The 14,591-nt window shown below is 60.7% G+C and carries 9 protein-coding genes; 1 reads left to right on the top strand and 8 read right to left on the bottom strand.

The annotated features are described in order from the left end of the window. Positions 1-89: 89 nt before the first annotated feature. Positions 90-5,630 carry a dermonecrotic toxin domain-containing protein gene (locus tag BLU52_RS19195; protein ID WP_090285901.1) on the bottom strand — a complete coding sequence of 1,847 codons (5,541 nt, stop codon included), beginning with the start codon at positions 5,628-5,630 and terminating at the stop codon, positions 90-92. 214 nt (positions 5,631-5,844) lie between these two features. Here BLU52_RS19195 and BLU52_RS19190 point away from each other — a divergent pair, with 214 nt between their 5' ends. Beyond that, positions 5,845-6,879, top strand: coding sequence for an alpha/beta fold hydrolase (locus tag BLU52_RS19190; protein WP_090288627.1), 1,035 nt, complete (start codon positions 5,845-5,847; stop codon positions 6,877-6,879). A 237-nt stretch (positions 6,880-7,116) separates the two neighbouring features. Here the strand turns inward: BLU52_RS19190 and BLU52_RS19185 are convergent, their stop codons facing one another. The 7 genes from BLU52_RS19185 to BLU52_RS19155 all read right to left on the bottom strand — a co-directional run bounded on the left by BLU52_RS19185 (position 7,117) and on the right by BLU52_RS19155 (position 14,102). Then, positions 7,117-7,446: a GlpM family protein gene (locus BLU52_RS19185; RefSeq protein ID WP_197677986.1), complete on the bottom strand. Its 330-nt coding sequence runs from the start codon at positions 7,444-7,446 to the stop codon at positions 7,117-7,119. Positions 7,447-7,454: 8 nt separating this feature from the next. After that, a complete protein-coding gene (gene aauR / locus BLU52_RS19180; protein ID WP_231988045.1) occupies positions 7,455-8,732 on the bottom strand; it encodes a two-component response regulator AauR in 1,278 nt (425 codons plus the stop codon). A 44-nt stretch (positions 8,733-8,776) separates the two neighbouring features. After that, positions 8,777-10,678 (bottom strand): two-component sensor histidine kinase AauS, encoded by a 1,902-nt coding sequence (gene aauS, locus BLU52_RS19175; RefSeq protein ID WP_090285897.1) that lies wholly within the window; start codon positions 10,676-10,678, stop codon positions 8,777-8,779. Between the two features lie 160 nt (positions 10,679-10,838). Next, complete coding sequence (locus BLU52_RS19170; protein WP_007916729.1) at positions 10,839-11,573, bottom strand: amino acid ABC transporter ATP-binding protein; 735 nt, start codon at positions 11,571-11,573, stop codon at positions 10,839-10,841. After that, positions 11,570-12,241: an amino acid ABC transporter permease gene (locus BLU52_RS19165; RefSeq protein ID WP_090285895.1), complete on the bottom strand. Its 672-nt coding sequence runs from the start codon at positions 12,239-12,241 to the stop codon at positions 11,570-11,572. Before BLU52_RS19165 ends, BLU52_RS19170 begins: the two co-directional genes overlap by 4 nt. Continuing rightward, entirely contained in the window at positions 12,241-12,987 is a 747-nt protein-coding gene (locus BLU52_RS19160; RefSeq protein ID WP_090285893.1) for an amino acid ABC transporter permease, read from the bottom strand. The genes BLU52_RS19165 and BLU52_RS19160 overlap by 1 nt, the downstream gene beginning before the upstream one ends. Positions 12,988-13,187: 200 nt before the next feature. Next, positions 13,188-14,102, bottom strand: coding sequence for a glutamate/aspartate ABC transporter substrate-binding protein (locus BLU52_RS19155; protein ID WP_090285892.1), 915 nt, complete (start codon positions 14,100-14,102; stop codon positions 13,188-13,190). Positions 14,103-14,591: the final 489 nt, after the last annotated feature.

Raw genomic sequence — 14,591 nt, 5'->3', positions numbered from 1 at the left:
GGTTGTCGACAACGGCGCACTCGTGGTCGGCAGTCAGTCGTTCTTGCTCACAGTCATTGTTGGCTGTGAGCAAGATCGGGCGTTGGGGTTCAAACCCGCTCGAAATGCCCAAGGACAACCGACTGTTTGCCGATTTTCGCATAGGGCAGCGTCGCATCATCGGCGTGAGTCAAAAAACGGTGCTGTGGCAATTTCAAATGCGCGGTTTCAAAGCGCTCGAACACCGGTGTCGCGTCGCGGTAGTGGAAGTGTGCGTACCACAGCAACTGCTCGGGTTCGCGCGTAATGTTCCAGATCTCGTATTCCTGCAGGTAGTCCGGATGGCTGCCACGCCTGCCGAGCAATTTGATCGGCTGCGTCCGGCGTATGTCCACAGCGCCTTGACCGATCAGGTCATCGAGCATGCCATCGGTGGGCTTCTGGCTGGTCAATGAACGCTCGGTGCGCAGGGTGCGCCCGGCAACGCTCAGCTCGGCGGCCTGATCGCGCAAGCGCTGGATCAGCGGATGCTGCGCAGAACTGCCGGCGATGCGGTCGGCGCGGGCGTTCAGCTCACTGGCCTGGGAGTCCATCATGTGTTGCAGATCGACCGGCAACATGCCCCGGTCGGCATTGCTGTGCACGCTGGCCCGGTAGGCAGGGATTCTGTCCAGACGCTGCCGCGCATCATTGACCAGGGCGGCGAGGCTTACCGGTGGTGCCTGCGGTCGTGGAGCCTGAGGGCCAATCTGACGCGAGCGGCCGTCGGCGCCTTGTTCCCAGATTTGCACTTCACCCTCTCTGAGTCTGCGTTCATAAATCCGCCGCTGTGACTTCGTGTCGAAGCGTTCCGTGCCATACAGCAAGTCGCCGTCCTCGGTGGTGAAAACCCGTTGGGCCGGCTGGCCGGGTGTTTTCGGCGCCGGTGGATCAATGACGCCTCGGCGGGCACGACCGGCCATCTGCTCCAGGCCATCAAGCAATGGTTCGAGGGTGTCCTGATGAAAATGCTCTGGATAGGCCGTCCTCCAGATGGTCATCTGCCGTCGGAAGCGGGTGTAGACATCCAGACACTCCTCAAGCATGCGGCTGCGATTCTGCGCAGTGGTCTGAATGTTTGGCAGGTCGTTCTGGGTGGTCGCGGCCTGTCTGGTCTGCTTCCAGAGTTCGTCTGTGCGCTCGCGGAAGTACATCCAGGAAACGTCATTGTCATAGCTGTAATCCTTGACCAGATCCAGGCGCATGTAGGTTTTGTGATAGAGCAGACGTGCGTCGCTGTGTTGGCTGTTGATAAGCTCGACAATGCCGAACTGAGTGGCCTTGTCGGATTTCAAGGTGATGCGTTCATTCCACTGATTGACTTTGGTCCTGAGGTCCTCCAGTTCCTCGAACTTTTTCACGTAGTCCAGCTGCAATTCGCGAATCTGAGCAAACATTGCCATTCGCCGCGTCCGTGCGCCTGGAGGCAAAGCGTTCACTGTCCTGCTCAGCCGCATGATGTCGTCCAATACCAGAACAGACGCTGTAGACACTTGACCCGAGCGCATGCCGTATCGTGAAGTCAGTCGTTGAGCAAGGGAGCTTTGCACTCGGTTGACGGAGGCTTGCTTATTGCCACTGGTGAGCGGTTTCAACTCAGCCAGGACCTGATAGCGTTGAACAGACAGACGGATATCTTCACGGCATGCCGTTTCGGCTGCCGGTAGCAGCGCGCGCTGGTCGGCCGGGTTGGCGTTCTGGAAAGCCAGTATTGCGGTTTTGTGCGCCTCGACCTTGCTGTCGATGACATGAGCCAGCCGATCGGTCTCCAGTTCCAGCTGCTGATGCCGTCGAAACGTGCGCTCTGCCCACCAGCGTGGCAAGCGCTGGCGAATCACCGGTGGCCAGTAGGGGTCCAGCGCATCGGCCAGATGCCCGGCGACGTTGCCACCGCCACGCAAGCCATCTGCGCTGGCGGTTCCGTAGACGCCGTACCAAGTGTCCCACTGGCCGGTTTCATCCAGCGCGATCGGCTGTTTGTATGACTTGCGCGAATTACCGAACAAGCGCCAGTTGCGTGAGCCCGTGCCCAGTTCCACTTGGTAGATACGCCCCTGACGTTCGATGAAATCACCGTCGGCATGCCGGTAAATACCTCGGTACAGACCGTAGCTGCCTGGCTTGACCCCGGCGAGCGACAGCGGTTGTTCGTAGTCGTAATTCTGGAAACGCGCGAGTACGTGCCGGGCGTGCCGCCGCGTTTTGCCATGCAGTGCCGCAACACTACCGAGCAGCGAATGCAGCTGGCGCGAACGTGTCAGGGCGCGGCTGGTGCGCGAGAGGGTCGAGGCCACCGCTTCGCCCGGCAGCAGATCCATGAACGCGTCGATCAATGAAAGAAACATGGTCTCGATTTCCGCCAGGCCATCCGCCACCTCGCCGCGCAAAAACGCTGCCACGGCCTGATTGGCGGCAGTCCAGGCGTCGTACAGCGCCAGGACAGTGCCGACGAAAGGCACCATGCCCAGCGCCATTTTTATGTAGTTGAACGCGCGTGGCCCCTTCAGTGCGTGGCGCTCGAAGAACAGTTCATCGTTGGAGCGCGAGCTGCCGCGATGAGCTTCGATCAAACGCCCTTTGTGCGCGTCGAGCAGGTGCGCGGCCAGCGAAGTGCTCGCCGGCCAGCGGGGGCCAATGTCGATAATGGCGTCAAAGTTTTTATCCACCGCCTGACCGATGCGGCTGATGTGGGCGGGAACATTGCCGTGCAAGGCCTTACCCGCCAGGTATGCACTCCAACGGTCTGTTGCGCACAGTCTGAACAGGCCCTTGCGCGCCGCTTCGAGACTGTCGTAGCGGCGAAAAAATTGCTCATCCGGACTGTCCGGCAGGTACAACACAGTAGTGCCGCTGATCTGCTCTTCAATGAAGGTCACGCCGGACAAGGTCACCGGGCCTTCACGCGGGGTGTCTTTGCCGCCGGTTTTAAGCGAAACCGGCAGCAGCACGATGCGCTTGCCCTTGGCGAGCCAGGCGTCTGCGGTGTTGGCGTCGATCGCGATGTCCACCACCTCGGCTTCATCTCGATTGAGGTGTTTCTGTGCCCGCGCGTTGGCACGCTGGATTTTCAGCAGCAGACGCCAAGGTTCGATGAGGCTTTCGCGTCGATGCTGTCTGACGAACAGCGCCTCGCCGGGCGCGCCATGGAAGGCCTCATGGATCCTGCGCTCATAGGCCTTGGGCAGGTCCAGCTCCGGCAGGACTTTACGCAAATAGCCCAGGTTGATGCCATTGAGCAGGCGGTTGCGATCCTGTCGGCGCGCGGCGTTGACGTCCAGACGCAGGAAAATCAGGCGCTGCGACAGTGAGTCATTGAGCACGGATTGAACGTTGTCGATATTCAGTTGGGCAAGGTCTTCCAGTGACATCCTGCTGCGCGTGGCGCCCGGCACGATGACGGTTTTACGGCGCGGGCCGGCGGGACCGGGTTCCACGAGCGTTTCGGTTCTGGTCGAATCGGGCAATTCGACCTGCACGGAAAAATAGCCCTCGGTGGCAAAATCCTTGCGCAGGCGCGCGTGCAGATGTTTGCGAGTGAAGTCGTCGCGCGGTTCCAGTGCCAGGGTCATCAGGGCATGACTTTTACGCATCGCCTCGATGTACGCCTTGATGTTTTGTTTGAGCGTGGTTCGCTCGCTTTTCTGCAGATTCACCAGCCAGCCCGGCAGATGAGTGGCCAGCACACCGCTGCGCTCCTGCTCCTGCTCGTGCGCAAACATCAGGCTTCTGGCAGCGCTGACCGGGACCTGCACAGCGGCTGTGCAATCCTGACGGAGGACTTCCAGTGCATCGGCGTGCCCGAGTTGCTCACGCAGCCTGGTTGCTTGTGTTTCGCAATCGGCGATCAGCGCGTTGAGACAATGCTGCAGCGGGTCCGAGGTAATAGCGTTCAGATGCAAGGCGGATTCGCTGTCCTGCCGGTCAATCTTGAATAGTTCGAGCGCCAATGCCCGGTGATCGCTGAAGCGCTGCAGGCCACCGCCGTTGCCGGGGCAGTACAGCAGCAGACTCGTGTCGGACGCGCTGTCCGTCAGTGCGGCTTGCCGGGTAAATACCAATGCGCCCTTGAGCGTTTCGCGCTGTACCGTAGTGGCTGCATCGCGGAGTTCGCTCAGCGACAGGGTCAGGCTGGCCGCGACCAGATCTGCATCGCGTGTCCCCGCCACAGGGTTGTCCAGCACGGCTAGGAGCAGGTCGTGTTCAGCGCTGTCGATGTGTCCCAGCAGCGCTTGCAGCTTCGCCTCGGCATACAAGCCATCTTTGTGAGCCTGATGAATCGCAGCGAACGTAGTATCGGAGATCGGGGCGCTGTCGAGCAACGAGGTGCAGGCGCTTTCGCAAGTCTGCTCGGCGGTTTCCAGCGCTTTCAGTGCGTCCCGGCATTGTTGAAGACGCACGCCGTCGCGGTCGTTGGTCAGCAGACGTTCGAGGGCCTCGCGCTCGCGCTTGAGCGCGGCATGCCGAATGGCGAGCGGAATGCCAGCAGACAGGCTGCCGAACAACGGACGGTCGTCACTCGCGAGCGTATCCGGGGCAGTGAGCGCCTTGGCCGGCGCTGCGACGATGTTAGCTGTGCTGCGTTGATGGTCAATCAGCTCGACATGCAGCAGCGCGTGCGCACCGTGTTCGCGCAACCCGGGTTTGCCCCGGTTGGTATTGCGCAACGCACTGATTTGCGCCTGTTGTCGGTCGGCGAACAGATCGCTGGCGCCGATGATCATCGGGTCTGTCGCTGCGCTGTAATCGAAGCGCAGGATTTCGCGTGGCAGACCGGTGGGAATCTGCACCTGGCCGGCCAGCCACGTTTGCATATCCGCTCGATTGTCGAACGCCTGGATACACAGGGGGCGGCAGGGCAGGTAGAGCAGCGTTCGAGATGTTGCCGGGTCACCCGCGCGGATGACCCAGGCCCCCGGGAGTTTGACTTTGCTGTGGTTGCTCAATACCAGAGCCGGTTTTTCCAGGTGAACGGGCTGATTTTTGAACGTCAGTGGAGTGGAATCTGAATCGACGATTTGCTGAAGCAGGTCGAGCTCTTCGGCATCGATGACTTTACTGGCGTAAGCGGCGTCAGCGCTTGCTTCGAAATGCGCTCGGTACAGGGCGGTGGCGCGCGTGCGTCGCGAAACCGGCGTGCCAGGCGCACGTGCTTCCCAGAATTCGGCCCAGCGTGTGGCGTGGGCGCTCTGCGGGTCGAGCGGCTTGAGCTTTTCCAGCAGCTGCGACGGCCTCAGTGCATACAGAGGATGATCCGGCATCAGACCGGTGACGTGGCAGCGCTGGTCAAGCGAGGAATCCGGTACTGGATGTTGAACGACAAACGCGCAGGCATCGGTAAGGCTGACGAAATGCGCTGCCTGCGTTTGTCTGGCAGTGAAGGCGAATCCGGTTTTTTCGCCGTCCAGTTGCAGCTGTTGTCGCAGCGACGCATTGATCGTATCGCGCAGTGCGGGACTGCTCGCAAACAATTCGCGCAAGCCATTGCTGCTGTCGCGCCGGCGCTGATGGGTCTGTAACAACACACTTTCGTCGATGGTTTCAGGCAGTGCCAGGGTCGCCGCGAACGACTCGGGGGGCGCGGGCGGCAAATCGAGGGTAAGGGGTTCGAGCATGGTGGATGACTCGCAAGGGGGAGCGGGGCATCCGCTCCTGTGCGGTTCATTCAAAACAGTTCGCTTCGGACCATGGTGGTACATGGATATTGTTTGCAGCGGTGCAATGACCACTCGGCACTCTTCATCAAACTGTCATCGAACTGTGGCAGCGCGCTTGAACAAACATCATCAGACTCGCGGCTTACTGGGGTTCTGCGTTTCGGTGTTTTTCATGGGTAAGCATTTTCTTTTTGTCGCGGCCATGTTGGCCGCGCTTTTATTCGGCGCTTCAGCGGCGGCGGCAGGGCGTTGCGATGTCAATGTGCCGACCGAGCGGGCCGATCTGGCGCAGGTGAGCATCGCCTATCAGAGCATTGGCCGTGCCTCTGACCCGGCGCTGTTGCTGGTGATGGGCCTGGGCGGGCAGTTGATCCACTGGCCGGACGAAGTCGTGGTCGCGTTGTGTCAGCAGGGTTTTCGGGTGATTCGCTATGACAATCGCGATGTCGGTCTGTCGACCTGGCGTCAGGCGCCGGTTGAAGCCAATCTGACCTTTGAAGTGCTGCGCTACAAGCTCGGTCTGCCGGTGGCGGCGCCGTACAGCCTGACCGACATGGCGGGTGATGCGCTGGGTCTGATGGACGCCTTGCATGTGGAGCAATTTCACGTACTCGGCGCGAGCATGGGCGGGATGATCGCTCAGCATATGGCGGCGATGGCGCCGCAGCGCGTGGAGAGCCTGACGTTGATCATGAGCACTTCCGGCGCCGAAGGTTTGCCGGCACCGAGTGCCGCGCTGGTGCAGTTACTGTCGCGCCGCGGCGCACCGAATCGTGAGGTAGCGCTGGAGCAACAAGCGGATCTGCTCGCGGCGCTGGGCAGCCCCAACGTTACGGATGATCGTCAGGCCCTGCTGCAACAGGCCGCGGCCTCCTATGACCGAGCGTTCAACCCCGAGGGTGTGAAGCGCCAGATCATGGCGATCCTCGCCGAACCGAGCCGGGTGGCCCTGCTCAACCAGTTGCGCGTGCCGACGCTGGTGGTGCATGGCACGGCGGATCCGCTGCTGCCGGTGATGCATGGGGTGCATCTGGCGGCGCACATTCAGGGCAGTCAGTTGAAGTTGATTCCGGGGCTGGCGCATCGGTTTCAGGAGGCGTTCAAGGAGCCGTTGCTGGCGGCGGTGTTGCCTTATTTGCAGGCCCATCGCGAGGATACGTCACATTGGGCGCGGGTTGAGCCGGTGGCGGGTGGGGATGTGCTTTAGGCCGCTGGATCAAGAGCTGCCCTCACCCTGGCCCTCTCCCGGAGGGAGAGGGGACTGACCGAGGTGTCGTGCGCTATATGCCGACCTAAACGATTGAGTCGATTATGGATTCGGTGAGTGATATCAAGTTGGTGCATCCATAGTCGACTCGGTTTTTCAGCTCGACGAAACCCGCAAGAACCCTGCGGTCGGCCCCCTCTCCCTTTGGGAGAGGGTTGGGGAGAGGGGCTTTTGATCTTAGCTGTGCAGCCGCACCCAAACGCTCACCAGCACCGTCGCCGCCATCAACCAAGCCACCGCCGCCACGGCCAGCGAAGCCTCCAGCCGCATCCGGTCAACCATCACATACAACGTCGCCAGATAAACGAAGTACGGAATGATCGACCACATGCCGAAGACGATTGTGGTTTTCAGATCCTCAACCGAGCGCCCTTTGCCAACGATGTAATGCGCAATCAGCGCAAAGGTCGGGAACAGCGGCACCAATCCAGCGATGTAATAGTTCCTGGTCTTGGACAGCGCCGCGAGGATCAGCACCACGGCGGCGCCGATCGCGGCTTTCAGTATCAGATCCATCAGTGACTCAGCCCGTATTTTTTCACTTTGTCGAACAGCGTGGTCTTGGCCATGCCCAGCTCCAGGCTCGCCTGGGTCAGGTTGCCGCCGCTGCGTTGCAGGGCGTCGCTGAGCAGGTTGCGTTCGAACGCTTCCACCGCTTCGGCAAACGCCAGACCCTGACCGCTGCTGGCGCCGGATTTCTTGAACGCCGGCAAGCCGAGGGCGAATCGTTCGGCGACGTTGCGCAGTTCGCGCACGTTGCCCGGCCAGTCGTGGCTCATCAGGTTCGACAGCGTCTGGTTGTCCAGCTCCGGCAAGGCGCGGTCGAAGCGCAGCGCCGATTGCTGGGTGAAGTGTTCGAACAGTTGCAGGATGTCTTCGCGGCGTTCGCGCAGCGGCGGCAGTTCCAGGGTCACGACGTTGAGGCGGTAGTACAAGTCGCTGCGAAACTCGCCGGCCTTGCTCGAGGCGTCGAGGTCGGATTTGGTCGCCGCAATGACCCGGCAATCCACCGCCACGCTCTGGTTTGAGCCGAGGCGTTCGAGGGTGCGTTCCTGCAACACGCGCAGCAGCTTGATTTGCAACGGCAGCGGCATGCTTTCCACTTCGTCGAGGAACAGCGTGCCGCCGTCGGCGTGTTCGATCTTGCCGATGCGGCGCTTGCCCGCACCGGTAAAGGCGTTGGCCTCGTGGCCGAAGATCTCGCTTTCAAAGAGGTTTTCCGGCAGGCCGCCGCAGTTCAGCGCGACGAACTGTTTGCTGTGGCGGCGACTGAAATCGTGCAGACAGCGCGCGACCAGTTCCTTGCCGGTGCCGGTCTCGCCCTCGATCAACACGTTGGCCGAGGTGTCGGCAACGTTGGCGATCAGCTCGCGCAGGTTTTGCATGGCGGGTGAACGGCCAATGATCCGTCCTTCCAGCGAGTCGCGTTCGGCCAGTTGCCGGCGCAGCGACGACACTTCGCGGGCGAGGCTGCGTTGTTCCAGCGCTCGCCGCGCGACATCGACCAGCCGTTCCGGCGAAAAGGGTTTTTCCATGAAGTCATAGGCGCCTTTTTGCATCGCGCCAACCGCCATGGAGATGTCGCCATGGCCGGTGATCAGCACCACCGGCAGGCTGCGATCACGGGCCTTGAGGCGGGTCAGCAGTTCCAGACCATCGATGCCCGGCAGGCGAATGTCGCTGATGACGATACCGGCAAAGTTGTCGCCGACCTGCTCCAGCGCTTCTTCGGCACTGCCGACGCCGATGCAGGGGATGTCTTCCAGGGTCAGCGCCTGTTGGCAGCCGAGCAGCACATGGGGGTCGTCTTCGACGATCAGCACACTGAGATCGTTATTCATATGGGCTCGGCAGGTGTAGGGCTTACCAACGGTAAACTGAGGACGAAAGTGGTGCCACCGCTGGCCGGGTGTTCGACACCCAGATGCCCGCCGGTGGCGGCCGCGAGGCTGGCGGAAAGCGTCAGGCCCAGGCCCAGACCTTGCGCGCCGGGCTTGGTGGTGAAAAACGGTTCGAACAGATGCTTGCGCGCTTCGGCGTCGATGCCGTGGCCGTTGTCGCGCACGCGCAGGCGATACTTGCCGTCGAATGCTTCGCCTTCCAGCCACAACTCGGGTTGCGCTTGCGCGTGCATGGCGTCGAGGGCGTTGCCGATCAGGTTGACCAAAATCTGTTCAAGACGGGTCTGGTCGATGTGCAACTGCACGTCGGCGAACTGTCGATGAATCTGCAGCGTTGAATTTTCCAGGCGCGCGCCGAGCAATTGCAGCGCCGCCTCGACGGCTTTGCCGAGGCTGGCCTGGCCGTGGTTGTCGCCGCGCCGGGCGAACGACCGCAGGCTGGCGGTGATGCGGCCCATGCGGTCGATCAAGTCGTTGATGGTTTTCAGGTTGGTGCTGGCGACGTCCAGTTGCCCGCGCTCAAGGAAGCGCACGGTGTTGCCGGACAGCGTGCGCATCGCCGCCAGCGGCTGATTCAGTTCGTGGGCGATGCTGGTCGACATCTGGCCGATGGCGGCGAGTTTGCCGGCCTGCACCAGCTCATCCTGGGCGCGGCGCAACGTCTCTTCGGCCTGACGGCGTTCGCGGATCTGGCTTTTCAGCCGTTCGTTGCTGGCGCGCAGGTCAGTGGTGCGTTCGGTAATCCGACGCTCGAGTTGGCTGTTGGCTTCTTGCAGGGCTTCACGGGCGGCCAGGCGGGTGGCGATGACTTTGCGCCGCTCGTTCCAGGCGATCAGCAGGAAGGCGAGGAAGGCGAACGCCACGGCGACCAGAATGCCTTGGTTGATCGCTTCGCGGCGCAAGTCCTGCAACGGGGTGAGCAGGGTGAAATTCCACGGCGTGTCGCTCAGGGGCCGGGTCTGCGCCAGGTAACTGATGTCGTCTTCGTCGGACTGCACTTCGCTGTTGGCCGGGAAGGTGAGTTTTTCCACGCCTTCGTCCAGCGTTTCGCGGGCCAGCGGTTGCAGTTCATTGAGCGGGAACCAGTAATACTGCAGGCTGCGCGCCAGCTTCTCTTTGACCTCGTCGCTCAGCGGGATCACCGACTTGAGGCGCCGGGCCGGATCGCTGGAGAGAATGATGATGCCGTTTTCATCGCTGACAAAGGCTTCCAGACGCGCGCGCTGCCAGCGTTCTTCCATGGCTTCCAGGCGCACCTTGACCACCGCGACGCCGATGATCTTGCCGTGTTCTTCGAGGCCGTGGGCCAGGTAATAACCGGGCTCGCCGCTGGTGCTGCCGATGCCGTAGAAGCGCCCCGGCTCGCCGCGAACGGCTTTCTGAAAGTAGGCGCGAAAGGACAGGTCCTCGCCGAGGTAGCTGTCGACATCGCGCCAGTTGCTGGTGGCCATGACCCGGCCGGTGGTGTCCATGACGTAGATGGCCCGACTGCGGCTGCGCCGGTTCAGGCCTTCAAGGTAATCGTTGACCGTGCGCCGGGTTTCCGGGGTCGGGTCGGCCAACAGCTGCGAAACACTGGTTTCCAGTTCGAGCAGGCTGGGCAGGTAGGTGTATTTGCTGATCTCGCTTTCGACCGCGCGGGCATGGAGTTCCAGCTGACGCTGGCCATTTTCGCCGAGGCTGCGGATGCCGAAATGCTCGCTCGTCCAGAAGCCGATGAAACCCAGACCGATCATCAAGGCGATGACCAGCGGCGGCAGGAACAAATGACGAATCAGACGGGGCTTCACGGCAAGTGATGGCGGCGCTGCGCGATAAAGATTGGGGTCGCATTTCATCACAGTTGCCTTGGGTCAACCACCACACTTGTTTCAGAGGCGCTGCCGCCCCTTGTAGGAGCGAGCCTGCTCGCGAAAGCGCTGTGTCATTCACATCATCATCGTCTGACAGTTCGCATTCGCGAGCAGGCTCGCTCCTACAGTTGGAGAACGACGCTTTTTAGTGCTGCAGGATTTTCTCGAGGAAGTGCTGCGCGCGTTCGGAGCGGGCGCTGATGTCGCCGAAGAACTCCTCTTTCGGGCAGTCTTCGATGATCTTGCCGGCGTCCATGAAGATCACGCGGTCGGCCACTTTACGGGCGAAGCCCATTTCGTGGGTCACGCACATCATGGTCATGCCTTCGTGGGCCAGTTGCACCATCACGTCGAGCACTTCGTTGACCATTTCCGGGTCGAGCGCCGAGGTCGGTTCGTCGAACAGCATGACGATCGGGTCCATCGCCAGCGCACGGGCAATTGCCACACGCTGTTGCTGACCGCCGGACAATTGCCCTGGATGCTTGTGGGCATGCGCCGACAGACCGACGCGCTCAAGCAGTTGCAGACCTTTTTTGGTCGCCTCTTCCTTGCTGCGGCCCAACACCTTGATCTGGGCGATGGTCAGGTTTTCGGTGATGGTCAAGTGCGGGAACAATTCGAAATGCTGGAACACCATGCCCACGCGCGAACGCAGTTTCGGCAGGTTGGTCTTCGGGTCGGCAATCGAGGTGCCGTCGACGACGATGTCGCCTTTCTGGAACGGCTCCAGCGCGTTGACGCACTTGATCAGCGTCGATTTGCCCGAGCCCGACGGGCCGCAGACCACGATCACTTCGCCTTTCTTGACCTCGGTGCTGCAATCAGTCAGCACCTGGAAGTCCCCATACCACTTGTTGATGTTCTTGATAGAGATCATACGGCGAACCTTTTTTGCAGACGCTTGACCAGCAGCGAGGCGGAAAAGCTGATGATGAAGTAGACGACACCGGCGAAGATCAGGAACTCGTTGGAACGGCCGATGATGTCGCCGTTCGAGCGCGCGGAGTTGAGGAAGTCGACCAGGCCCACGGTGTAGACCAGCGAGGTGTCCTGGAACAGGATGATGCTCTGTTGCAGCAGCAACGGCGTCATCTTGCGGAACGCCTGGGGCAGGATGATCAGGCGCATGGTCTGGCCGTAGGTCATGCCCATCGCTTGCGCGGCAGCCATCTGACCTTTGGGAATCGACTGCACACCGGCCCGGACGATTTCACAGAAATACGCCGCTTCGAACATCATGAACGCCACGACGCACGAGGTGAATGCACCGATCGGCGTGTCTTCGCCGGTGATCCAGCGCAGCACGAACGGCACCGCCAGGTAGAACCAGGTGATCACCAGCAGCAGCGGGATCGAGCGGAAATAATTGACGTATGCGCCAGCAATATTCGACAGCAGTCTGCTCGACGACAGGCGCATCAGCGCCAGGATCGTTCCGAGCACGATGCCGCCGATTACGCCCATGACCATCAACTGCAAGGTCATGACCATGCCGTTCCACAGGCCCGGGATCGCGGGGATGATGCCGCTGAAATCGAAGTCCATTATTTACCCCCCACGGAGATCAGGCCGGGCACCGCGACTTTCTTCTCGACCATGCGCATCAGCAACATCAGGCTCATGTTCAGGGTGAAGTAGATCAGCGTGGCCAGGGTGAAGGCTTCAAACAGGTTGGCGGAAAACTCGGCGGTCTGTTTGGTTTGCGCCAGCAGTTCCATCAGGCCGATCAGGGACGCCACGGAGGAGTTCTTGAAGACGTTGAGGAATTCCGAGGTGAGCGGCGGAATGATGATCCGGTAAGCCTGCGGCAGCAGCACGTTCCAGTAGATCTGCGGCAGCTTGAAGCCCATCGCGCGGGCGGCGGCTTCCTGGCCGCGTGGCAGCGCCTGGATACCGGTGCGCACCTGCTCGCAGACACGGGCGGCGGTGAACAGACCCAGGCACACGACAACGCTCAGGTAAGCCGAGGTGGTCGGGTTGAGGTCTTGCTTGTACCAGTCCTGCAGGTTCTGCGGCAGCAGGTCGGGCACCAGGAAGTACCAGATGAACAGCTGAACCAGCAGCGGCACGTTGCGAAACAGTTCCACGTAGCAGGTCGCGATGCCCGCTACGATGCGGTTTGGCACAGTGCGCATGACCCCCAGTATGGAGCCCAGCAGCAAGGCGATGATCCATGCCACGACAGCGATGCCAATGGTCCAGCCCAGACCAGCGATGTACCAGTCGAGATAAGTCTCGCTGCCAACGCCGGTGGACTTGAAGAACACGCCCCAGTCCCAGTTGTAATTCATTAGGGTCTCCCCTCGATTCGATCGATGTACAAGTGCCCGCCTGGGGAACTCCGTTCCCTCCCCAGTCCTTTTTCAAAGACCGGGCACACGCGATCGGCTCGACAGCCACCGGTTCGAGTGTTTCCAGAAAAATGCCAGCAGGGAGTGACCATTCCCTGAAAAGGCAGGAGCCTCCTCAGGGGATAAGGTTAGTCAGAAAATCAGGACTTCTTGTCGTCAGCCGCTTTGTCGGTCGGATTGGCGATCAGGGTCTTGAGCTCGTCGCTCATCGGGAAGTTCAGGTTCAGGCCTTTTGGCGGAATCGGCTGCATGAACCACTTCTCGTAGATCTTGTTGATTTCGCCCGAAGCGTAAGTGGCCTTGATCGCGTCATCCACAGCCTTTTTGAACGGCTCGTCGCCTTTGCGCATCATGCAGCCGTAGATTTCGTACGACTGTGGCGTGCCGGTCACTTCCCAATCGGCGGCTTTCTTGGCCTTGGCGGCTTCGCCGGCCAGCAGCGCGTCATCCATCATGAAGGCAACGGCACGGCCCGATTCCAGCATCTGGAAGGACTCGCCGTGGTCTTTGGCGGAGATGACGTTCATACCCATTTGCTTGTCGGCGTTCATCGCCTTGAGGATGCGCTCGGAGGTGGTGCCGGCGGTGGTCACGACGTTCTTGCCTTTCAGATCGTCGAAATCCTTGTACTTGGAATCTTTCTTGGACAGCAGACGGGTACCGATTTCGAAGATGCCGACGGAGAAGTCGACCTGCTGCTGACGCTCGACGTTGTTGGTGGTCGAACCGCACTCGACGTCCACGGTGCCGTTCTGCACCAGCGGGATACGGGTCTGCGAGGTAACGAGGTTGTATTTGACTTGCAGGTTCGGCAGGTCGAGGTCTTTCTTGATCGCTTCGACGATGGCCAGCTGGATGTCGTGCGAGTAGCCAACCGGCTTGCCGGACGCATCAGCGATGTAGGAGAACGGAATGGAGGCGTCGCGGTGGCCCAGGGTTATGACACCGGACTCTTTGATCTTCTTCAGGGTGCCGGTGAGTTCGGCGGCGAAAACTGGCGTGCTGATCAGAGCGGCAGCAATGGCTGCGCCCAGGATATGGGGAACGATGCGCATCAAATTTTCCTCGACATTGTTTTTTTTATGGAGCCAGTTTGTCGGCCCTTTTGTGCTTCGAATGCCTGACGGCTCCTGAAGTGTTGGCTCAGCGGGCATTCGTCGAGAGAGTGTAGAGCATGAGTCGTGCCAGAGCAGTGAGATGTACTTAAGTTGATGATTTGTAACATTATTAAAGTTCTGTGATGGTTTGTTTTGGCGTAACTGATCCGGTTTACCGAATCGACCGGGAGGTCGCGTTCGGAAAACCGAACAGAGAGAAGCCCCTCACCCTGGCCCTCTCCCGGAGGGAGAGGGGATTGACCGCGTTGTTTGGGCTATCTACGCCGACTTGGGATGCCGAGCCGAACTCAGGATTTGAAGAAGCCCCCGATCGGCTCCCTTCCCCCTCTACCCCTTGGGGGCGGTCCGACGTTTCGGGAGGGCTGGGGTGAGGGGGAAAAGATCTGCCTGACCCCATCGGTTTCTGCAAGGCCCACAAAACAAAAG

This window comes from Pseudomonas granadensis, from assembly GCF_900105485.1.
Taxonomy (GTDB): Bacteria; Pseudomonadota; Gammaproteobacteria; order Pseudomonadales; family Pseudomonadaceae; genus Aquipseudomonas; species Aquipseudomonas granadensis.
This window is presented reverse-complemented; position numbering and strand designations above follow the sequence as displayed.